Origin of the sequence: Streptococcus sp. DAT741, assembly GCF_009866825.1 — a bacterium.
Classification (GTDB): domain Bacteria; phylum Bacillota; class Bacilli; order Lactobacillales; family Streptococcaceae; genus Streptococcus; species Streptococcus ruminantium.
Window position 1 is genome coordinate 578,518 of sequence record NZ_CP019557.1, and the last position, 22,661, is coordinate 601,178.

General features: G+C 40.4%; 18 protein-coding genes. 13 read left to right on the plus strand and 5 right to left on the minus strand.

Annotated features, from left to right (window positions below; translation table 11 throughout):
• Positions 1 to 132: 132 nt before the first annotated feature.
• Positions 133 to 1,218, minus strand: a complete 1,086-nt coding sequence (locus tag BZG42_RS02880) for a M24 family metallopeptidase (protein WP_155961915.1) — start codon at positions 1,216 to 1,218, stop codon at positions 133 to 135.
• A gap of 209 nt (positions 1,219 to 1,427) precedes the next feature.
• Here BZG42_RS02880 and ccpA point away from each other — a divergent pair, with 209 nt between their 5' ends.
• From ccpA to thrS, 5 genes are all read left to right on the plus strand, one after another.
• Entirely contained in the window at positions 1,428 to 2,432 is a 1,005-nt protein-coding gene (gene ccpA, locus BZG42_RS02885; protein ID WP_155995666.1) for a catabolite control protein A, read from the plus strand.
• A 94-nt stretch (positions 2,433 to 2,526) separates the two neighbouring features.
• On the plus strand, positions 2,527 to 3,561 hold the full coding sequence (locus BZG42_RS02890) for a glycosyltransferase family 4 protein (protein WP_120171452.1): 1,035 nt from the start codon (positions 2,527 to 2,529) through the stop codon (positions 3,559 to 3,561).
• A 12-nt stretch (positions 3,562 to 3,573) separates the two neighbouring features.
• The gene (locus BZG42_RS02895; protein WP_024532090.1) at positions 3,574 to 4,887 is read left to right on the plus strand and encodes a glycosyltransferase family 4 protein; all 1,314 of its coding nucleotides are present in this window, start codon (positions 3,574 to 3,576) and stop codon (positions 4,885 to 4,887) included.
• A 365-nt stretch (positions 4,888 to 5,252) separates the two neighbouring features.
• Positions 5,253 to 5,570 carry a MazG-like protein gene (locus BZG42_RS02900; RefSeq protein WP_120171453.1) on the plus strand — a complete coding sequence of 106 codons (318 nt, stop codon included), beginning with the start codon at positions 5,253 to 5,255 and terminating at the stop codon, positions 5,568 to 5,570.
• A 142-nt stretch (positions 5,571 to 5,712) separates the two neighbouring features.
• Positions 5,713 to 7,659, plus strand: coding sequence for a threonine--tRNA ligase (thrS, locus tag BZG42_RS02905; protein ID WP_155995669.1), 1,947 nt, complete (start codon positions 5,713 to 5,715; stop codon positions 7,657 to 7,659).
• Between the two features lie 666 nt (positions 7,660 to 8,325).
• On the opposite strand, the gene BZG42_RS02910 is transcribed toward thrS, so the two are convergent.
• Genes BZG42_RS02910 through BZG42_RS02925 form a run of 4 tightly spaced genes read right to left on the minus strand, consistent with a single transcriptional unit; the run spans position 8,326 to position 11,318 of the window.
• Positions 8,326 to 8,985, minus strand: coding sequence for an amino acid ABC transporter permease (locus BZG42_RS02910; protein WP_155995672.1), 660 nt, complete (start codon positions 8,983 to 8,985; stop codon positions 8,326 to 8,328).
• Between the two features lie 12 nt (positions 8,986 to 8,997).
• Positions 8,998 to 9,696: an amino acid ABC transporter permease gene (locus BZG42_RS02915; protein WP_120171456.1), complete on the minus strand. Its 699-nt coding sequence runs from the start codon at positions 9,694 to 9,696 to the stop codon at positions 8,998 to 9,000.
• A gap of 14 nt (positions 9,697 to 9,710) precedes the next feature.
• Positions 9,711 to 10,547 (minus strand): transporter substrate-binding domain-containing protein, encoded by an 837-nt coding sequence (locus BZG42_RS02920; protein ID WP_120171457.1) that lies wholly within the window; start codon positions 10,545 to 10,547, stop codon positions 9,711 to 9,713.
• A gap of 9 nt (positions 10,548 to 10,556) precedes the next feature.
• Positions 10,557 to 11,318 (minus strand): amino acid ABC transporter ATP-binding protein, encoded by a 762-nt coding sequence (locus BZG42_RS02925; protein ID WP_155995675.1) that lies wholly within the window; start codon positions 11,316 to 11,318, stop codon positions 10,557 to 10,559.
• Between the two features lie 194 nt (positions 11,319 to 11,512).
• On the opposite strand from BZG42_RS02925, the gene yycF reads away from it, so the two are divergent.
• From yycF to esaA, 8 genes are all read left to right on the plus strand, one after another.
• Entirely contained in the window at positions 11,513 to 12,217 is a 705-nt protein-coding gene (gene yycF, locus BZG42_RS02930; RefSeq protein ID WP_120171458.1) for a response regulator YycF, read from the plus strand.
• Complete coding sequence (vicK, locus tag BZG42_RS02935) at positions 12,210 to 13,559, plus strand: cell wall metabolism sensor histidine kinase VicK (RefSeq protein ID WP_024532081.1); 1,350 nt, start codon at positions 12,210 to 12,212, stop codon at positions 13,557 to 13,559. The genes yycF and vicK overlap by 8 nt, the downstream gene beginning before the upstream one ends.
• A 6-nt stretch (positions 13,560 to 13,565) precedes the next feature.
• The gene (locus BZG42_RS02940) at positions 13,566 to 14,369 is read left to right on the plus strand and encodes an MBL fold metallo-hydrolase (protein WP_024532080.1); all 804 of its coding nucleotides are present in this window, start codon (positions 13,566 to 13,568) and stop codon (positions 14,367 to 14,369) included.
• 223 nt (positions 14,370 to 14,592) lie between these two features.
• The gene (gene pbp2b / locus BZG42_RS02945; protein ID WP_024532079.1) at positions 14,593 to 16,668 is read left to right on the plus strand and encodes a penicillin-binding protein PBP2B; all 2,076 of its coding nucleotides are present in this window, start codon (positions 14,593 to 14,595) and stop codon (positions 16,666 to 16,668) included.
• Positions 16,669 to 16,676: 8 nt separating this feature from the next.
• Positions 16,677 to 17,273, plus strand: coding sequence for a recombination mediator RecR (recR, locus tag BZG42_RS02950; protein WP_024532078.1), 597 nt, complete (start codon positions 16,677 to 16,679; stop codon positions 17,271 to 17,273).
• 253 nt (positions 17,274 to 17,526) lie between these two features.
• Positions 17,527 to 18,573: a D-alanine--D-alanine ligase gene (locus BZG42_RS02955; protein WP_155995678.1), complete on the plus strand. Its 1,047-nt coding sequence runs from the start codon at positions 17,527 to 17,529 to the stop codon at positions 18,571 to 18,573.
• Positions 18,574 to 19,034: 461 nt separating this feature from the next.
• Positions 19,035 to 19,331, plus strand: coding sequence for a WXG100 family type VII secretion target (locus BZG42_RS02960; RefSeq protein WP_120171819.1), 297 nt, complete (start codon positions 19,035 to 19,037; stop codon positions 19,329 to 19,331).
• 78 nt (positions 19,332 to 19,409) lie between these two features.
• On the plus strand, positions 19,410 to 22,661 hold the full coding sequence (esaA, locus tag BZG42_RS02965) for a type VII secretion protein EsaA (protein WP_155995681.1): 3,252 nt from the start codon (positions 19,410 to 19,412) through the stop codon (positions 22,659 to 22,661).

Below are 22,661 nucleotides of genomic sequence, written 5' to 3' on the forward strand. Positions count from 1 at the left end.
GTAACGGGCAATAATTAAGGAAACAAAGCATAACTTGAACGAAAGGTTAGATGCTACTGGAACTTGATGGCTTGGAGTCTGTGTATAACTCCCATTTTTTATAGACTTTTTCTTATCCTACTTTGAGGATGTTTATCCTTCAAAATACAATAATTCCTTTGGAGTTTTGGTGAAGAGTTCAAAGCCATTCTTGGTAACATAGCCACAATCTTCTATACGAACCCCTACCTTACCAGGAATATAGATACCCGGCTCAACAGAGAAGCACATGCCCTCTTTAATCACTAAGTCATTACCCTTCATGATAGATGGAAATTCATGTACATTCATCCCTAATCCATGTCCTAAACGATGGTTGAAGTACTCACCGTAGCCAGCTTTTTCAATGATTGAACGAGCTGCATCATCAATTTCCTCAGCTGTTACACCGGGCTTAATCATATTGACCGCAGCCATATGTGCCTCAAGAGTTAAATGATAAATATCCTTTTTAAATTGATCGGGCTGACCAACGGCAACCGTCCGTGTCATATCGGAAGTGTAGCCCAGAGCTTCTACTCCGAGATCAAACAATAGCAGAGCATCATTTTCAATCTTATTTGTAGATGGAATACCATGCGGATTGGCTGCATTGTTACCAGTTAAGACCATAGTGTCAAAGCTCATTTTTGAAATACCCTGTTTCTTCATTTCAAATTCAATCTGAGCGATAATATCTGTTTCTGTTACATTGAGCGAAATAGCATTGAACCCAATCTGCATAGCCTTGTCTGCGAATTCTCCAGCAACCAACATTTTCTCAATCTCATCGCGAGATTTGATGAGTTTCATGGTATTGATGAAGGGAGTGACATCTGAGAAAGATTGATTGAAAATAGATTGAAGACCATGATAACGTGTCAAATTAAGGTTATCAAATTCTGCACCGATGGCTGAAAAAGTTTTTTGCGGCAATTTGCTTTTGATAATCTGCCAAGGATTTTCAGAGTCTATATAGCCAGCTACAGGGAAGTCTACAGTAGCCATCGCACGCTCGACATCTAAAGCAGGTAGGAAAAGGAGAGGTGCGTGATCTGGCATGACAAAAAGCATCATGTGGCGCTCGTGTGGATCGCCATAATAGCCTGTCAGGTAATAGATACTGACTGGATCTGAGAAGATAGCTATATCCATTTTATTTGATTCAAGGTAGGATACGACCTGATTTAATTTCGACATAATGTAGGCCTTTCTGTGTTGAAGTTGGTAATAGAGATGAAAATTTCGTTTATTATATAGATTATTGTTCCAAAAAATGAAAAAAATTGCAAGCATTATCAAAAAAATCCGTTTTTTCTCTTGAAAGTGGTTTCAAAAAATGATAAACTATATATGAGTGAAAGCGTAATTTTCATAGAATAGAACTATTGAAAAGGAGTACATAAGGTATGTTAAACACTGACGATACGGTAACGATTTATGATGTTGCCCGCGAAGCTGGTGTATCCATGGCGACTGTGTCGCGCGTGGTAAACGGAAATAAGAATGTAAAGGAAAACACCCGTAAAAAGGTATTAGAAGTTATTGACCGTTTAGATTATCGTCCAAATGCTGTTGCGCGTGGTTTGGCCAGCAAGAAGACGACCACTGTTGGGGTCGTGATTCCAAATATTGCAAATGCCTATTTTGCGACTCTGGCTAAAGGTATTGATGATATTGCGGATATGTATAAGTACAATATTGTCCTTGCTAACAGTGATGAGAATGACGAAAAAGAAATCAACGTGGTCAATACTTTATTTTCAAAACAGGTGGACGGCATCATTTTCATGGGCTACCACTTGACAGACAAGATTCGTGCGGAATTCTCCCGTTCACGAACTCCGATTGTCCTAGCTGGTACCGTGGATTTGGAGCACCAGTTGCCAAGTGTCAATATTGACTATGCTGTTGCTAGTACGGATGCAGTGAACCTTCTTGCAAAGAATAATAAAAAAATCGCCTTTGTATCTGGTCCACTCGTTGATGACATCAATGGAAAAGTTCGTTTTGCTGGTTATAAGCAAGGACTAAAAGAAAATGGGATTGAGTTCAATGAAGGTTTAGTCTTTGAATCTAAGTATAAGTACGAAGAAGGCTATGCTCTTGCAGAGCGTGTCTTAAATGCTGGGGCTACCGCTGCCTATGTTGCCGAGGATGAAATTGCAGCAGGTCTATTGAACGGCATCAGTGATATGGGAATCAAAGTTCCTGAAGATTTTGAAATCATCACCAGTGATGACTCTCTCGTTACTAAATTTACCCGTCCAAACCTGATATCTATCAATCAACCACTTTATGATATTGGTGCTATTGCTATGCGCATGCTGACAAAAATCATGCACAAGGAAGAGTTGGAAAATCGTGAAGTGATTTTGAATCACGGTATAAAGGTTCGCAAATCAACGAAATAACAGAAGGCTGCCTTGGCAGCTTTTTCAATTTTATTGAGCTAAATAATGCAGGTCTGTGTTACAATAGTAGAAAGAATAGTTGACTGGAGATAGAATGAGTAAGAAAATTATCAATATGATGTCAAGCGCCACGAAGGTCTCAGGACAAGGAGTTGGTTCGGCCTATCTAGAGCAAGTTGACTTGGTAAAAAAAGGTTTGTCAGATAGGTTTGAAGTGACAATCAACCAGTATAAGCCAGCCCATATTACCCACTATCATACGATTGACCCACTGTTTTTTTTGACGGAGTTTTGGTTTACTCGTAAGGGAACATCTGTAGGATATGTACATATGCTGCCAGAAACGGTCGAACAGAGTTTGCAGTTACCTCGTTTTGCCAAGAATATTTTTTACAAGTATATGATTGCTTTTTATAAGAAGATGGACTATCTCGTAACGGTCAATCCTTATTTCATTGGAGAATTGGCTCGTTACGGCATTTCAAGAGAAAAGGTTACCTACATTCCTAATTTTGTATCTAGCCAGGCTTTTCACCCGCTGACAGTGCAGGAAAAAGCTACTAATCGAGCCCAGTATGGATTTTCTACAGAAGATTTTCTTATTGTGGGGGTTGGTCAAGTCCAGACGCGTAAGGGAATTTTTGATTTTTTGAAAATGGCAGAGCGCTTGCCTCAATATCGTTTTGTCTGGGCCGGAGGATTTTCTTTCGGGAAGATTACGGATGGTTACGAAGAGTTGAAAAAAGCAGTGGATAACCCACCAGCAAACGTAACTTTTCTAGGAATTGTTGAGCGCGAAAAAATGAATGCAATCTATAACCTAGCAGATGTGATGATTTTGCCATCCTTTGAGGAATTATTTCCCATGTCTATCTTGGAAGCTATGTGTACACACAAGCCCATCTTGTTGCGAGATTTGGAGATTTATGAGGACATTCTCTTTGATTTTTACCGCAAGGCAGATAATCTAGATGGTTTTGTCCATGAGATTGAACAGTTAGCGAGTCAGCCAGACTATTATGCTCAGGCAGTGGCAGATGCCAAGCGTGGTAATGAATTTTACTCGCGGGATCACGTTTTAAAAATGTGGCAAGAGTTTTACGAACAGGTTCTTCCTAAAGAAGACTAGAAGGGGGTTGGCGTGAGAATTGGATTGTTTACAGATACCTATTTTCCACAGGTGTCAGGAGTTGCGACCTCGATTCGCACACTAAAGACAGAATTGGAAAAATTGGGACACACGGTATTTATCTTTACAACGACAGATCAAGATGTGAACCGCTATGAAGATTGGGACATTATTCGTATTCCTAGTGTGCCCTTTTTTGCCTTTAAAGATCGTCGAATCGCTTATGCTGGTTTTAAAACGGCTCTAAAAATTGCCGGGCGTTATAAGCTGGATATGATTCATACTCATACAGAGTTCTCCTTAGGAATACTGGGGAAAATGATTGCAAAGGAATTGGATATTCCAGTGGTCCACACCTATCATACCCAATATGAGGACTATGTACACTACATTGCTAAGGGAAAGATTATTCGTCCAGGCATGGTCAAATATCTGGTAAGAGCGTTTTTAAGTGATTTAGATGGTGTTATCTGTCCAAGTGAGATTGTAGAGACTCTCCTAACCAGCTATAATGTTCCTATTTCTAAACGGGTTATTCCGACAGGGATTGATCTGGCTAAATTCGAGCGTCCAGAAATTGGAAGGGATGAGATAGATGACTTGCGGACCCAGCTTGGAATCGAGTCTGATGATACCATGTTGCTCAGTCTATCGCGCATCTCTCATGAGAAAAACATTCAGGCTATTGTTCAGGCTATGCCGCGCATTTTATCGGAAAATCAAAAAGTAAAGCTGGTGATTGTTGGTGGAGGTCCTTACCTAGGTAAGTTGCAATCAATGATAGCAGAGTTAGATCTCGCTGAACACGTTCAGTTGACCGGTATGATTGCACCTAGCGATACAGCCCTCTATTACAAAGCTGCGGATTTTTTCATCTCAGCCTCTACCAGTGAAACGCAGGGGTTAACCTTCCTAGAAAGTTTAGCCTCAGGAACTCCGATTCTAGCTCACACCAACCCTTATTTGAGAAATGTTGTGACAGATAAGATGTTCGGAACCCTCTATGTTCGAGAGCAGGAGTTAGCAGATGCAGTCATTGAGGCTATCGTTGCCACGCCACCTATGAATCCTTACGTACTTGATAAAAAATTGTACGAAATTTCGTCAACTAACTTTGGTCGTAAAGTTTTTGAATATTATTTGGATTTGAAAATTTCTTATGACTTCCGAAAAGAACATACAAACCAAGATAGCGTAGCAGAGTCACTCCTGAAAGAGGCCATTCATCTGCCCCAAAAAGTAGTTGTCAAGTCGACGAATACGACTGCTAGAATGTTGAAAAAATCTGTTGAGCAGGTTAAATCTATTCGCAATTTCTTTGAATAACCCCAAATTAGACCATCTTCATTTGTTTCTGTATCGTCAGTGTAGCCGAAAGACGGTCTATTGAAAAATATTTGACAGCGATAGAAAAATAAGAAAAATCTTTGAAAATCGAGGAAAAGATGATATAATGTGTCTTAGAGACTTATCAATTCTAGGAAATCTTTGAGAGAGTGCACGGTTGCTGTGAGTGCATAGAGGATAGGATTGACACTACTCGTTATAGATTTTATGCAAACATAAAAGGGTGGTTCCCTTATCGCCAATCTGAGGTAGTCAGGCTTTTTGTGGTGGCTACGAATGAAGGTGGAACCACGTTACGACGTCCTTTTACGAGGGCGTTTTTTGTTTTTGAAAGGAGGGAAAAAATGGATTCAGTGACAATCCAACGGTGTCAGGCTATTCGAAAAGCATATCATGATCTTGAAATCAAACACCATGGTCAAGAGTGGTCAATAGCTGAAGATTTACTAGCACTTTCTAATGACATAGGTAATCTTAACCGCTTGGTTATGACTAAACAAGGGCGGTATTACGATGAGACGCCTTATACTTTAGAACAAAAATTGGCTGAAAATATCTGGTGGTTGATTGAACTAGCGGAACGTTTGGATGTAGATATTGCTAAAGAAGTCGAGAACTTTTTAACCTTTAAAGAAAAACAACTTGGTATAAAATATAAATAGAAGAAAGGATTAGGGTTCTGCTAGCTAGTCTAACTGAACCCACCCTACAAGCTGTGCAAAAAAGATAGCTTTTCCTAGAAGTAACCTTCTACGTCAAATCTCCTATTTTTGCTTGGCTTGTTACGGGCTTGGTATCTTATTTATGATTAACATTACTTTCCCAGATGGCGCTGTGCGTCAATTTGAATCTGGTGTGACAACTTTTGAAATTGCTCAATCAATTAGCAGTTCTCTAGCAAAAAAAGCCCTTGCTGGTAAGTTCAATGGCCAGCTGGTTGACACGACTCGTGCCTTGACGACTGACGGTAGTCTTGAAATTGTGACACCAGACCATGAAGATGCATTTGCTGTTCTTCGTCATTCGGCTGCTCACCTTTTTGCTCAAGCGGCGCGTCGACTTTTCCCGGATATTAAATTGGGTGTAGGTCCTGCCATTCAGGATGGTTTTTACTACGATACTGACAATGCAGCGGGCCAGATTTCCAATGAGGATCTTGAGCGTATCGAAGCTGAGATGGCAAAAATTGTTAAGGAAAATCACATTTGTATCCGTGAGGAAGTCACGAAAGAGGAAGCTCTTGAAATCTTCGCTGATGATCCTTATAAGATTGAGCTGATTAGCGAGCATGCTGATGATGCGGCTGGTTTGACAGTTTATCGTCAGGGTGAGTTTGTGGACCTTTGTCGCGGTCCCCACGTGCCATCAACTGGTCGTATCCAAGTCTTTAAATTGTTGAATGTAGCAGGAGCTTACTGGCGAGGAAATTCTGATAATGCTATGATGCAACGTGTTTACGGTACTGCTTGGTTTGACAAGAAAGACCTTAAAGCCTATCTTCAAATGCGTGAAGAAGCAAAAGAGCGTGATCATCGCAAACTTGGTAAGGAACTTGATCTCTTCATGATTAGTCAAGAGGTGGGACAAGGGTTGCCATTCTGGTTGCCAAATGGAGCGACCATCCGCCGTACCTTGGAGCGCTATATTACGGATAAGGAATTGGCTTCAGGTTACCAGCATGTCTACACACCGCCATTAGCTTCCGTTGAGCTGTATAAAACTTCGGGTCACTGGGACCACTACCATGAAGATATGTTCCCAACGATGGATATGGGAGATGGTGAAGAATTTGTTCTTCGTCCGATGAACTGTCCGCACCATATTCAAGTCTATAAAAATCATGTACGTTCGTACCGTGAATTGCCAGTACGTATCGCTGAACTCGGTATGATGCACCGCTATGAAAAGTCTGGTGCCTTGACTGGTTTGCAGCGTGTACGTGAAATGACACTTAATGATGGGCATATCTTTGTCACCCCAGAGCAAATCCAAGAAGAGTTCAAGAAGGCTCTCCAGTTGATTATTGACGTTTATGCCGATTTCAATCTCAACGATTACCGTTTCCGCTTATCTTTGCGTGATCCAGAAGACAAGGAGAAATACTTCGATGACGATCAGATGTGGGAAAATGCCCAAAGTATGTTGAAGGCTGCCCTAGATGACATGGAAGTGTCTTATTTTGAGGCGGAAGGCGAGGCAGCTTTCTACGGACCAAAACTGGATATTCAGGTTAAGACTGCTCTTGGAAATGAAGAAACCTTGTCAACGATCCAACTTGATTTCCTGCTGCCAGAACGTTTCGGTTTGACCTATATCGGAGCTGATGGTGAAGAACACCGTCCGGTTATGATTCACCGGGGTATCATCTCAACCATGGAGCGTTTTACAGCCATCTTGATTGAAACTTACAAAGGTGCCTTCCCAACTTGGTTGGCTCCAACCCAAGTCACTATGATTCCTATTTCTGTAGAGGCACATTTGGATTATGCTTGGAAGGTTGCTAAAGAATTGCAAGACCGTGGTGTGCGTGTACATGTTGACGAGCGCAATGAGAAAATGCAGTACAAGATTCGTCAAAGTCAGACAAGCAAGATTCCATACCAGCTTATCGTTGGTGATAAGGAAATGGAAGACAATACAGTCAATGTTCGCCGTTACGGAAGCAAAGCGACACAAACCTTATCTATTACTGAGTTTGTAGAAGCGATTTTAGCTGATATTGAGCGTAAATCACGTCCAATCCAAGACTAATACTATTTAGACACGGTAGATTTGGGGAAAATAATTCTTTTTCTTCAACAAGTTAATTAGTCAGCTAATATTAAGGAATGGATAATAACTAACCTTACTTGATAAGAGTTCTAGCGATGTTGTCACATGAAAAAACCAACAAGGTCGTTAGCTCGGGACTCTTGGAACTTGGCATACAAGTTTTGCAGAGATAGGAAGAGGATAAAGCGCGCTCAGTTGTGGCTCAAAATCTGACTCTCTGCTTAGAAAACGAACAAAGATTGATTTCCAGAAAAAGGAATCAAATCTTTGCTCGTTTTTTATGTATACCAATTTATATAATGCAAATATATGCTGATTAGAGTTATTTTGTTCCAAGCTCTTTTTACTAAATATTACCGGAGTGAAATAAGAAGTAAGCGAACCCTGAATCATAATTTTGAAAATGTGAAAGTGAGCGAGACTGGAAGAAAAGTTTATCTCGGGTCAAACATCCTTGAAACGACCATTCTAAAAAGACTTAGAATCATCGGTAAAACCATTGATTCTAAGTCTTTTATGATTGGTGTCTAATTTTTTGTGACATCTCCTAAGTGATTTGGCTTGGTATTGTACACATAGATATAAAAGGTCGCGGAACTGAAATTTATTCAGTTGCGCTATTGACGTATGGATTTTTTAAGAGCATTATTCAATACTGTTTGCCCAAGATTTAGCTACATAGCGTGATAGGCTTGAGATAGCGAAGTTGATACTGAAGTAAATCAGAGCTACCATAAGATAGAGAGCGAAAACTTGCTCAGCTTCAAAGTAGCGACTCATAAGGATTTGGCTAGAACCAAAAAGTTCTTGAAGAGCGATAACAGAGTAGAGGAAACTAGTATCTTTGATGACTGTCACAGTTTGTGAGATGATGGCTGGCAGTATCTTGCGAATAGCTTGAGGCATAATGATGTAGACCATGATTTGAATAGAAGTAAAACCTTGTGACAAACCAGCTTCTATCTGACCTAATCCGACAGCATTGAGACCACCACGAATGATTTCGGCCATGGCTGCGGTGGTAAAAATAGTAAAGGCGGTGATACCCGCAGGTGTTGATTTCATTTGGAAAATCAAGAAAACTGTGAAAATCCATAATAAATTTGGCACATTTCGAACAAATTCAATGTAGATGGTCGCTATCCATTTTAAAAGTAGATTTTTTCCATTACGCATGATAGCTAAAACCATGCCAAATAGAACCGACAGAACTATGGAAATACTTGAAATATAGAGAGTGAGATTTAACCCGTTACAGAGTAGTTGAAAAGTTGAGGGTTTGAGCAATTCTAAAATATAATCCATTCTTCAACCTCCTTAGTGTGAAAAGGCAGTCTTGTTTTTTTCTTCAATGCGGCGTCCCCAGCTAGCAACAGGGAAGCACATGATGAAGTAGAGAAAGGCGGCGCCAGTAAATGCTGGGATATAGTTGGCATTCATAGCAGACCAAGATTTAGTCATAAACATAATATCTGCTCCAGAGATAATGGCAACCGTAGCAGTGTTCTTAATCAAGTTAACGACTTGGTTGGTCAATGGTGGTAAAATAGTGGGAATGGCCTGTGGCAAGATAATCATACGCATGGTTTCAGCAGGGGTGAAACCTTGAGAGAGAGCGGCTTCTGTCTGACCAAGCGGAACCGCTTCAATGCCTGCACGAATGACCTCTGCAATATAAGCACCATGGTATAATCCTACACAGATAACCGCCGTCCAGTAGATGGAGGGCATGAGGGTATAGTTAGAAATCAAAGGTAGACCGTAGTAGACAATCATAAATTGTACCAAAAGTGGTGTATTTTGGTAGTATTCAACATAGATACGGGCAATTAGTTTTCCGCATATATTTTTACTAGAAGACAGGCTACCGAATACAATACCAAGCAGCATAGCCATGATAAGAGCGCCGACGGAGATTGCTAGGGTAAAGAGAAATCCTTGGAAAAAAATAGGGAAATCATTGAAATAACGGATCCAATTTTCCCAAGCATATGGACTAGTTGTTAACACATTCATAACTTTCAACCTTTCTATTCATCCGTTTCTGTGATTGGTTGGAGACTATTGGCATTGTAAATAGTTTGAAGACTTCCATCAGTTGCCCATTCTTTGATTAAACCATTTAAATAGTTGTTGAGGTCCTTATTGGATAATTTGGTAACGATACCATAATCTGAAGCTGAGAAGCTGAAATCCATAAGTTCAGATTTGGAACTGATGTAGCCAGAAAGGATGGATTGGTCTACTGAGAAGGCATCTGTTCGTCGAGCACGAAGGGAGACAGATAATTCAGGGTAAGAGCCTAATTCTGCAAAGTTAACAGAAATTTTATATTTTTCTGCTAAATTTGTAATCAATTTGCGGGTAATGGAGCCTTGAGCGACACCGATTGTTTTACCATCTAAATCTCCAAAATTCTTAATGCCACTATCTTTGTTTACTAAAAAGCCAACGGCATCGGTGTAGTAGGGGGATGTAAAATTATAGAGGAGCTTGCGTTCTTCAGTGATGGTAAAAGTGGCGATGACGATATCAACTTGGCCATTATCTAAAAGCGGTCCACGGGTCTGAGCTGTTACGGGCGTAAATTCAATATCAACACCAAGTTTATCAGCAATTTTTTGGGCAATATCAATTTCCATCCCCTCAAATTTTCCAGTATCAGGGTTCTTGTAGCCGAAATTAGGGACATCCTGTTTCACTCCAACGCGGAGTACCCCTCTATCTATGATAGTTTGTACTTGATTATTGGCAGATAGATTGTCTGGTACCTCAGTCTGGGCGATAGGTTGTTTGGCAAAGAGACAACAAACAAAGCCGATGAGGAGAAGGGGAATGATAAAGAAGTTACATCTTTTCTTATTCATAGGTACCTCCTAAAGTTTAATCTTATCAGATTCATGGTTTATAATTTTGCTGAGGAACTGTTGGGCACGTGGTTCGGTGGGATGATCGAAAAATCCGTTGACATCGGTCGTGTCTACCAATACTTCACCTTCTGCCATGAAGATGATACGGTCTGCGACCTTGCGGGCAAAGCCCATTTCATGCGTTACGATAATCATATTCATACCATCACGAGCTAATTTTTGCATGACAGTAAGTACATCACCGATGGTTTCAGGGTCAAGTGCTGAAGTTGGTTCATCAAAGAGCAACAATTCAGGCTGCATGGCTAAGCCACGGGCAATGGCTACACGCTGTTTTTGTCCACCTGATAACATAGCAGGGTAAGAATCTTTTCTATCCCAGAGATTGACGAATTCTAGGTATTTTTGAGCAGTTTTTTCGGCGTTGACCTTGTCAATTCCTAAAACCTTAATAGGAGCAAACGTCACGTTTTCTAACACAGTTTTATGTGGGTAGAGGTTGAAATGCTGAAATACCATACCCACCTCCTTTCGAAGGGCAACTAATTCTTTGACTGTGGAGTTTGAAACTGTATGACCGTTCACAATAAGCGATCCCTTGTTAATCATTTCTAAACCGTTGATAGTACGAATAAGCGTTGACTTTCCAGAACCAGATGGTCCAAGGAGAACAACAACCTGTCCAGGTTTGAATTCTAAGTTAATGTTGCGTAAGGCATGGTAGTCACCATAATATTTATTGACATTTTTAAATTCTACTAAAGTCATAAGCTTCTCCTTGTGTAATCGTTTTTTATGTACTATCATCTTAGCATTGCCGATATGGAGTGTCAAGTAAATTCTGACAATTTAATCTATTTTATGTTATAAAATATAACATTATGATGTAAAGTGATTTTGAACTATGAATTTTTTAGGTAAGTTTGTTATAATAGAAGAAATAGAACGAAGGTAAGACACAAATGAAAAAAATACTAATTGTAGATGATGAAAAACCAATCTCAGATATTATCAAATTTAATATGACCCGTGAAGGATATGAAGTAGTGACAGCTTTTGACGGTCGTGAAGCACTGGAGACATTTGAGAAGGAATTTCCAGATGTTGTTATTTTGGATGTGATGTTGCCGGAGTTAGATGGACTAGAAGTGGCTCGAACAATCCGCAAGACTAGCAATGTTCCTATACTAATGCTATCAGCTAAGGATAGCGAGTTTGATAAGGTTATCGGTCTTGAACTTGGTGCGGATGACTATGTGACAAAGCCCTTCTCTAATCGTGAATTACAGGCGCGTGTCAAGGCTCTTCTTCGTCGCAGTGAATTGACAGAAACGCAAGTTAATCTTTCTTCCACAAGTACCTCAGAGTTAGTTATTGGGGACTTAGTTATCTTGCCAGATGCTTTTGTGGCTAAAAAACATGGTAGGGAATTGGAGTTGACTCATCGTGAGTTCGAATTGCTTCATCATCTAGCTAAGCATTTGGGTCAGGTGATGACTCGCGAGCATTTGCTGGAAACTGTGTGGGGCTACGATTATTTTGGTGATGTTCGTACAGTGGATGTGACCATTCGCCGTCTGCGGGAGAAGATTGAAGATACGCCAAGCAGACCTGAGTACATCCTGACCCGTCGAGGTGTAGGATATTTTATAAAGGGAAATGTTTAATCAATTACGGTATCTAATTACTACAGCAGAGTTTTGGTTTGTCGGAATTTTGATTGGTTTTCTGATTGCTTTGACGGTTCTCTTGATTGAAAACTACCGAGATAATAAGCAAATCAAACAACTGAATCAAAAAGTCAATGCTCTCATTGATGGAAATTATGCAGATATTTTAGATTTGAGAGGGAGTCCAGAAATTACTGATATGGCTAACTCTCTTAATGATTTGTCAGAAGTTATTCGGCTGACTCATGATCATTTAGAGCAGGAAAAAACACGCTTGACTTCCATTCTTTCCTATATGAGTGATGGGGTGGTTGCAACGGACAGGATTGGGCGAGTTATCATGATCAACGATATGGCCCAGAAGCAGTTGGGGTTATCGGGAAAAAAGCAGGAACAGTACCATCTGCTAGAGGTGTTAGATTTACCAGATCGGTATACTCTCAGAGATTTGTTTGCTCAGACACCAGAGATTATTATTGAGCACACCAATGAAAATGAGGAATTTCTCACTCTTCGTGCCAATTTTGCTACCATTCGTAGCGAGAGCGGCTTGATTTCAGGTCTAGTAGTCGTCTTGCACGATATGACCGAACAGGCCAAAGAAGAGCGAGAGCGGCGCTTATTCGTATCCAATGTCAGTCATGAATTGCGGACTCCTTTGACTTCTGTTAAGTCCTACTTAGAAGCCTTGGATGAAGGAGCTTTGACTGAGTCGGTTGCCCCGAGTTTTGTCAAAGTATCCTTGGATGAAACCAATCGAATGATACGGATGATTACAGACTTGTTAAGTCTCTCCCGAATCGACAATCAAGTTGGTCAGGTAGATGTGGAGCTGATCAATTTTACGGCTTTTGTAACCTTTATCCTCAACCGTTTTGACCAGATGAAAAATGCCGACTCTGATAAGGTTTACACCATTGTACGTGATTATCAGATTAGCCCAATTTGGGTGGAGATTGATACTGATAAGATGACGCAAGTTTTAGATAATATCCTGAACAATGCTATCAAATACTCACCTGATGGTGGTAGGATTACTTTTAGTATGAAAACGACAGACAGCCAGTTGATTGTGTCTATTTCCGATGAAGGCTTGGGGATTCCAAAGACAGACTTACCTAAGATTTTCGACCGTTTTTATCGGGTAGACAAGGCACGCTCAAGGGCACAAGGAGGCACTGGCTTAGGACTGGCCATTGCCAAAGAAATCATCAAGCAACACAGGGGCTTTATTTGGGCTAAGAGCGAGTATGGCCATGGTTCAACCTTTACCATTGTCTTACCATATAGTAAGGACATTGCTCTTGACGATTGGGATGAAGCTTCTGAGGAAGAATAGGAGAACATGATCGGAAAAGGTTTTAATTACAGTATTTTAGCTTCGGGCTCCAGTGGTAATTGCTTTTATTTGGAAACCGATAAGAAGAAAATTTTAGTGGATGCAGGTTTGTCTGGTAAAAAAATCACCAGTCTCCTTTCGGAAATTGACCGCAGACCAGAGGAGATTGATGCTATTTTTGTGACGCATGAGCATAGTGACCATATCCATGGTATCGGTGTCTTGGCTCGGAAATATGGCATGGATATATACGCTAACGAGTTAACCTGGCAGGCAATGGAAAGTAAGCTTGGTAAGATTGATGTTGCTCAGAAACATATCTTTGAGTTAGGGGCGATGAAGACATTTGGAGACTTGGACATTGAATCCTTCGGTGTCAGTCACGATGCAGCCTGCCCACAATTTTATCGTTTTATGAAGGACGATAAGTCTTTCGTTATGTTGACAGATACAGGTTATGTCAGTGATCGCATGGTTGGAATTGTGGAAAATGCAGATGCCTATTTGATTGAGGCGAACCATGATGTTGAAATTTTGCGAGCAGGTTCTTATTCTTGGAATTTGAAGCAACGTATCCTTTCAGATAAGGGGCACCTCTGTAATGAGGATGGAGCAGATGCTATGATTCGCTCGCTAGGAAATCGGACAAAAAAGATTTACCTTGGGCATTTGTCTAAGGAGAATAATATTAAAGAACTTGCTCATATGACGATGGTTAATCAGCTTGCGCAAGCTGACTTGGGAGTAGGAACTGATTTTCAAGTTTGTGATACGTCTCCGGATACAGCAACCGCTTTAACGAAGATTTGATAAAAAGGTCATGTTTAACATGGCTTTTTGTCTTTCTTACTTTGATGAATACGAGACTACATTTGGGCATGGATAGCTACAATATCAAGGCTTCAAAATAACTAGATATTGCGTTTTGTGACTGTCAGCACAATATGCCTGAAAAATGACTAGGTCAAAAAAATATTTTTTGCTCGTGATGTGATATAATGATGTAGAAACTTTCTAGAATGAGGTTTATGAATTGAAAAAAAAGCGACATCAACCATTTGAACATAGTGGGAATTTTATTGCTGTTCGTCTAAATATCTTATTTTCCATTGTGATTCTTTTGTTTATCATTCTCGTCTTGCGCTTAGCAGACATGCAGATTGTCAATCATGATTTTTATAGTAATAAATTGTCCACAGCTAGCCAAAAAATCATTAGTAATGGTTCTATACGTGGGCAAATCTATGATGCTAAGGGGAAACCTTTGGTTGAAAATCAAATCCAGCAGGTAGTGTCCTTTACACGGTCCAACAAAATGTCAACTCAAGACATGAAAGACGTAGCTAATAAACTCTTGCGGTGGGTTGGTGTTTCCAATGTAACTATCACTAGGAGAGATAAGGCAGACTATTATTTAGCCAATCAAGAGATTTATAAGAAAGTCGTTGCCAGTCTTCCTGATAATAAACGGTATGATACAGATGGAAACTACCTTAATGAGTCAACTATATACTCCAATGCTGTCGATAGCATTCCTGATGAGGCTTTGCAATATTCAGATGAAGAAAATAAGGCAGTCGAATTATTCAAGCAGATGAGTGGAGCTACCTATTTTTCGACAATCAATCTGGTGACAGATCCCCTCTCTGCGGAGCAAGTTGCGCATATCGTAGCGAACGAAAATCAGCTCCCAGGTATTTCAACAACCAACAACTGGCAGCGCAGGATTTTACAGACTTCCTTGAGTTCCATTATCGGTACGGTAACAAGTGAGCAAGCTGGTTTACCTGCGGAGGATGCAGATTATTACTTATCTAAGGGCTATTCTTCCAATGATCGAGTGGGGACAGCTTACCTCGAAAAACAATATGAAGAAGTGTTACAGGGACAACGTGAGAAAAAAGAGATCAATCTCGATCGAAATGGCAATGTCGAAAGTATGAAGACCATTCAAGAAGGTCAGCAAGGAAATAACATCAAATTGACGATTGATTTAACTTTCCAAGATGGAGTCAATGCTATTCTTAAGCGCCATTTTGAAAATGAACTAGCTACTGGTAGTGCCCTTTACTCAGAAGGAGTATACGCTGTCGCATTGAACCCTTCTACCGGTGCAGTACTTGCTATGTCTGGTTACAGCCATGAAAAAGGCTCCAGCAATATTACAGAGAATGCCCTTGGAACCATCACTAGTGTCTTTACACCAGGTTCCATTATCAAGGGGGGTACGATTAGTTCCGGTTGGGAAAATGGAGTCATTCATGGCAACCAAGTGCAGCTAGATGAACCCATTTACTTTGCAGGCTCAGCACCGATTACATCGTGGTATGGTACTTACGGTAGCTTTGATATTGATGCGACTCAAGCTTTAGAATATTCTTCCAACGTGTACATGGTGAAAATTGCCCTTGGGCTTCTTGGGCAGACGTATTCGGCTAATATGTTTCTAAATGATGGAGAGACCTTGAAAAACGCCATGACCAAACTTCGTTCAACTTTTGCTGAGTATGGTCTAGGCGCACAGACAGGTATTGACCTTCCCTTGGAGTCTACTGGTTTCTTGCCAAATGATTATACAACAGCCAATTTTATCACAAATGCGTTCGGTCAGTTTGATAACTATACGCCTATGCAGATGGCTCAATATGTAGCTACGATTGCAAATAAGGGAACCAGGGTTTCGCCGCATCTTGTTGAGGGGATTTATGCTAATAATGCTCAAGGTGGTCTGGGAGAATTGATTAAAACGGTATCAGGGAAGGAAATGAATCAGGTGAACATTTCGGCTGACAACATGGAGCTTCTCCGTCAAGGTTTTTATCAGGTTGTCAATGGTAACGGTCGCTTTAATACTGGTAGTGCCATCGGTCAAGGTGCTTCTGTGACGATTAGCGCCAAGACAGGTACAGCTGAAACTTACACAACGACCCCTTCTGGAGAAGTGATAACAGCAGTCAATACCAATGTAGTGGCCTATGCGCCGAGTGATCATCCAAAGATTGCTGTCGCAGTTGTGCTACCGAACTTGACAAACCAGAATTCAACGACAACCAAGACGATTACCCGAGAAATTATTAATCTGTATCAGTCACTTTCCCCAATGAACTAAGGAGGTCTATGCTTTACCCTACACCGATTGCTAAATTGATTGATAGCTATTCCAAATTGCCAGGTATTGGTATTAAGACAGCGACTCGCTTAGCTTTCTATACTATTGGTATGGAAGACGATGTTGTCAACGAATTTGCAAAGAATTTACTAGCAGCCAAGCGCGATTTATCCTATTGCTCCGTCTGTGGCAATTTAACAGATCAGGATCCCTGTGCTATCTGTCAAGATACAACGAGGGATCAATCGACAATTTTGATTGTAGAAGATAGTCGCGATGTGACTGCATTAGAGAATATTCAGGAATATCATGGTCTCTATCATGTTCTACATGGCTTGATTTCACCGATGAATGGTATTGGTCCAGATGACATCAATCTGAAAAGCCTCTTGACACGACTCATGGAAAATGAAGTAACAGAGGTTATTGTAGCTACTAATGCTACTGCAGATGGAGAGGCGACTTCTATGTATATTTCACGCGTCCTTAAACCAGCAGGGATTAAGGTAACCCGACTGGCACGAGGATTGGCAGTAGGTAGCGATATTGAATATGCAGATGAAGTAACCCTACTCAAAGCAATTGAAAATAGGACGGAGTTATGATGGATTGGGGTTAAAGGTTCCTAATCAATGATGCGAACAGCTTAAACTCTGCATAAGGATTGGAGAAGGAAAATATCGTTTTCCTTCTCCAATCGTTGTCAGCTATATTTTTAAGTCCTATAAGTGTTCAATGGATAATAGTTCTATGTGAACTTTTTGAAACAGTTACTAAATGGACGATTTTCCTATTTGATTTTGGTCAATTATGATATAATAAATCTAAGCAATGCTTAGAGATAAAGAAGGAATGTATATGTCAAAAGAAACCTTGATTTTATTATATGGTGGACGTTCAGCGGAGCGTGAAGTATCTGTCTTATCCGCAGAAAGTATCATGCGGGCTATCAATTACGATAAATTTTTCGTCAAAACCTACTTCATCACACAGACAGGTGATTTCATCAAAACTCAAGAATTTTCTCAGACACCGTCCGCTGATGAAAAGCTCATGACCAATGCGACTATCGTTGAAGCTCAGAAAGTTCATCTGAGCAATATTTATGAAGAGAATGCGATTGTTTTTCCAGTTCTCCATGGTCCAATGGGAGAGGATGGTTCTATCCAAGGTTTTCTGGAAGTTCTTCGTATGCCATACGTAGGAGCCAATATCCTAGCCTCAAGTGTAGCTATGGATAAGATTACTACCAAGCGAGTTTTGGAGTCGGCGGGAATTCCCCAAGTCCCTTATGTGGCGATAATTGAGGATGAGTCAATCGAAGAAAAGATTGTAGAGATTGAAGATAAGCTCACGTATCCAGTTTTTGTTAAGCCAGCCAATATGGGATCGAGTGTCGGCATTTCAAGAGCTGACGATAGAACAAGTCTACGTGCAGCCCTGAACCTAGCTTTTACGTATGATAGTCGTATTCTTGTGGAGCAAGGAGTAAATGCGCGCGAGATTGAAGTTGGTCTTTTGGGAAATGCTGATGTAAGAACAACCCTTCCGGGTGAAGTCATTAAAGATGTTGCCTTTTACGACTACGATGCCAAGTACATCGACAATAAGATTACAATGGAAATTCCAGCTAAGATTGAAAAAACAATCATGGATAGGATGCGAAAAAATGCCTCTAAGGCCTTTCGTGCGATTGGTGGTTGTGGCCTATCTCGCTGTGATTTCTTCCTGACAGAAGATGGAGAAATCTTCCTAAATGAGTTGAATACCATGCCTGGATTTACCCAGTGGTCTATGTATCCATTGCTTTGGGATAATATGGGGCTTACCTATCCAGACTTAATCGAAGAATTGGTTAGCTTGGCTAAGGAAATGTTTGAAAAACGCGAAAGTCACTTAATTTAAAAGCCTTGGAGACAAGGTTTTTTAGCTTGGGGTGGGGAAGTATCAGAGTAATTACCTCAGTTGAGGCGGCTGATATGCTGGTGTATTTTTAGATGATTTATTTCCTCAGACACATGGAGGGGACATGGGTAAAGGAGTATGAGGGAATAGACATCCCCCCTCTCTTAAGTCACCGATATGGTCGGTAGAAGTGAGTGTATAGAAATTGATACAATTTTATCGTTATGAACCCTTGAAATAGCTTGATTTCAAGGGTCTTATGATTATGGCCAGTTTTCCTTATGACTATCTTTTTTACCGATTAAGACAGTGAGTTTTTATTTGCACCCCCTGTGATTAAATCGTTAAAAAGTAGGGGTATTAAAAGTGTTAAATTTTTTGTGAATTTAGCAAAAAAATACTTGTAATAAGTTTCGTTTCATGATAGAATAAAACTATCAAATACAAAGGAGACCAACCTTATGTCAGGACAAATCCGTGTATCCCCGGAAACGCTTCAAAGTCGTGCTCGAGAGTATGGAAAAGCCTCAAATGATATCACAACAATTTTGAACAACTTGCAACGTCTTCAAGACACGCTTCGTAGCGAATGGGAAGGTGCTGCATTCCAAGGCTTTGACAACCAATTTAATGAATTGAAGCCAAAAGTTCAGAACTTTGCAGAGTTGATGCAACAAATCAATACTCAGCTTGATAAAACTGCTCAAGCCATGCAACAAAACGACCAAGATTTGTCTCGTAACTTTGGTCTTAATTAAGAAAAGACAAACACACGTGTTGGGTTGGGGAGGCTTCCTCAGCCCTTTTGTTATGTTATCCCCAAGGAGTAATGTGGTATGACCAGAAAAAATTTAATACTGATAGGCTTATTACTATCAATAGTCTCCATCGTTTCCTACTGGGGAATTATTAAGCCTAGTACCCTTTCAACGGAGTCATCAGAGCAGGTTGTGTCTAGAAATAACTCTCTTAAAATAGCGGTCGTTAATGAAGACGCTGGTATGGTTTACAATGGCCAGCAACTTAATATTGGTGAGTTGTTGACAACTTCCTTTGCTTCTAAGGGCGGTTACTCTGTCGAAGTGGTTAGCCGTTCCATCGCAGAGAGGGGACTTGAAAATAGTGTGTATCAGTTGATGGTTGTGTTACCCACTAAGTTTTCACAAGATTCACTTGCCTTGGAAAGTTCTTCTCCAGCTCAAGCAGAGTTCCAATATCAAATAAAGTCAGATAAAAACCATTTGGTGAAACAAGCTGAACAGGCAGTTGTCGATTTAAAACGTCTATTTAACCAAGATTTGATTCATATCTATTTCCTGAGTATTGTTGGTAACCTTCAAACGGCTCAAGGGCAGGTTGGGAATGTTGTCAGTGCAGATGGTAGAGTCCTGAATGCTTTTGATACTAATTTAATTAGCCCCTTAACCATGTACTCAAGGCAGTTTACAGGTGTCTCGTCATCTCCAACAGAATTGTTGTCTGCTTATACCAGTTTTCAAAAAAGTCTGCTCGAGTCCAATGATGCCTTTACATCAATTATCGATGTCAATAAGGTTTATACAGCAGAGCTGGAACAAATAAAGTCTCTGCAAGAGCAGTGGCAAGAGTCAATTCTTAATAGAGAAGACAGCCTCAAAGCATATGATGATGAATTTTCGAAGCTGAGTGTTGAGGAGCAGTTGAGTCAATTATCTGTTTTAAATGAACGGATGTCATCAGAAAATAGCAATCCTGAGATCTTGGCTGATACACAGGCTAAAGCAAACCAAATGAAGCAAGATGTTGAATCCTTTACGGCGAAACTAAGGGAATTAAATGGCACTATTGATACCGCTCTTTCAGACTATGATGCAAAAATACAGGCAGCTGTTAAAGAGTCTTTGAAGGAGAGTCCCTCTTTCGATATGGAGGCTCAAGCGGATACTTTAGGAAATTACTTAAAGTCAATTGAATCTTTATTAACAGAATCTTTTAAGATGGAGTTTAATCGTTTTTCTGGTTATAGTGATCAGGCGATTGAAGCCATGAATCTCTCTGAAGAGGATAAACGGTATTTGAAGGCACTTAATGCATTTGCGTTGTCTTATGCACAAACCTATGACCTTGCTTCTCCGCAGTTGGAATCCATTAGTAACCAGGAAACATATTTTAATACGGCCAAAAACATTGTCGGACAAGAAGTTGCGCAACCTCAGCAGTTAACACTTCCTTCCATTAAGGGAGAAGTTTCCGAAATCCTAATGAGAGTACCAGAAGGTTATGCACTAAATGTTTCTGGTATCTCCGCTACTCATCTTGGTGGAGGAGAATATAGCTTAGCTATTGGCTCTCCGCTCAAGGAAAGTATTGATATAAGGTATTCACTCATTCCGAATGACGATACTGCTATCAATCTATTTAGCCCTTTAGTTGTGGAATTAATGGTCTCGACAAAGGAAAATTTTGAGTATGATCGGGTAGTGAACCCGCCAGTTACCTTGCCACCGGCAACTGATGGACGATTGGATACTTTTGTCCCAGTTGAAAACTCAAGTACAGATTCTGGAACTGAGACACCAGATAGTAGTGATGTCACCAGTGGTTGGGTTCAAGAAGAGACAATCAGTCGTGAAAATATCGATCGTGTTAATAAGGTCTTTCATCGAACTTATCATGCGTCCTCTGTCTTTTACCCTTATGGCGAGTATGCTCGTACAAACCATCTTGAAAGAGCAGTGGTTGTAGATTTACGTTCTTATTATGAACTGGCAGGTCTTATTAAAGCATTCTATGGTGAACAATTTAGAGATGGCTCTGGAACATTAGAGCCAAGTCCAAGTTCTCTGTTTGGGCGTATTAAACAGAAATACGATAATAAAGAAGAACTTCAGACTATTGTGGTTAAGTTAATTCAAGATACAACTGTTACTGAATTAAAAAATACTTTAAAAACACCCGAAGAAACGATTGTTGAATTTGATGCCCTCATTCCAAAATCAGAAGAATTGTCAACTTATATCGACGAATTGCGGGCAAATACAACCAAACTCCTAGAGGGACTAGCTACAATAGTTGAACAAACTCAGTCAGTTAATGAGACCATTAAGAAAAAGCCAACGTTTGTGGAACAAGAAAAGCGTGACAATACGGACTTGGTTACAGTTTCCATGTCTATCAATAGTGACTTGGAGCGATTGAAAAATGCTAGTCAGACATTGATGGAAAATACGAAGGCTCATCAATTGGTTTCTGAGAGTATTCAGGGGCAAGTTGACCGTCTAGCCACAGATGTCAAAGCATTGGAGACTGAGGGGGCAAACCTATCTGGTCGTGTTGATGAACTTTATGGGGTGATGACCAAAGAGTATGGGGATAACGCAGAGTTTTTGAAATCCTTCTCAACCGTTTTGAGCAATACCAAAATCGGCAATAGTCAGAACAATGCTGTTTATGAATACTTATCTAACCCAGTTGATTCTTCAAAAATCGAATCTTTAGTGGGAACAGTGACTAAACAAGCTGATACCCGTCAAGATGAACGTTCAGGATTTCTTTTGATTTTGATGAGTTACCTTGTTGGCCTTGCGGCGTCCTATATTTTGCAACATAGCGACCGCTCTAAGTGGCCTAAGCTTGTTGATGTCGTGGCTCGTCGCCATTGGACCAACAGCCTTTACCCCTTTATCTTTTTGACAGGAGTAGCTTTCTTGGCAGCGGTTATCATCGGTGGTTTTGCAGGTTATCGTCTAACCCTTTCAGGAAGTCAGATGTTCTTGCTGATGATGCTGTTAGCTGTTCTGACACAGTTTTTTGCCCACGGTATTAGTCATCTTAATCAGTACTTGAAGAGCTATGGTTTCCTCATCAGCCTATTCCTAGTTATGATGTATTTAATTAGTGCGGGCCAGTTGCTCGATTCTCATTACATCAGCCATAGCAGTTGGGTGTCCTTCTTATCCCCGCTGACCTACTTAGAGGGAATGCTGACGGCATTTTTGAATAATAAAGAAGGGTGGACGGTAACCTTTATCCTAACGCTTCTCCTAGCAGGAGCAGTTAGTGGGTTAACCATCTACCATTATCAGGAGCTTGACGAATCAGGAGTTTAA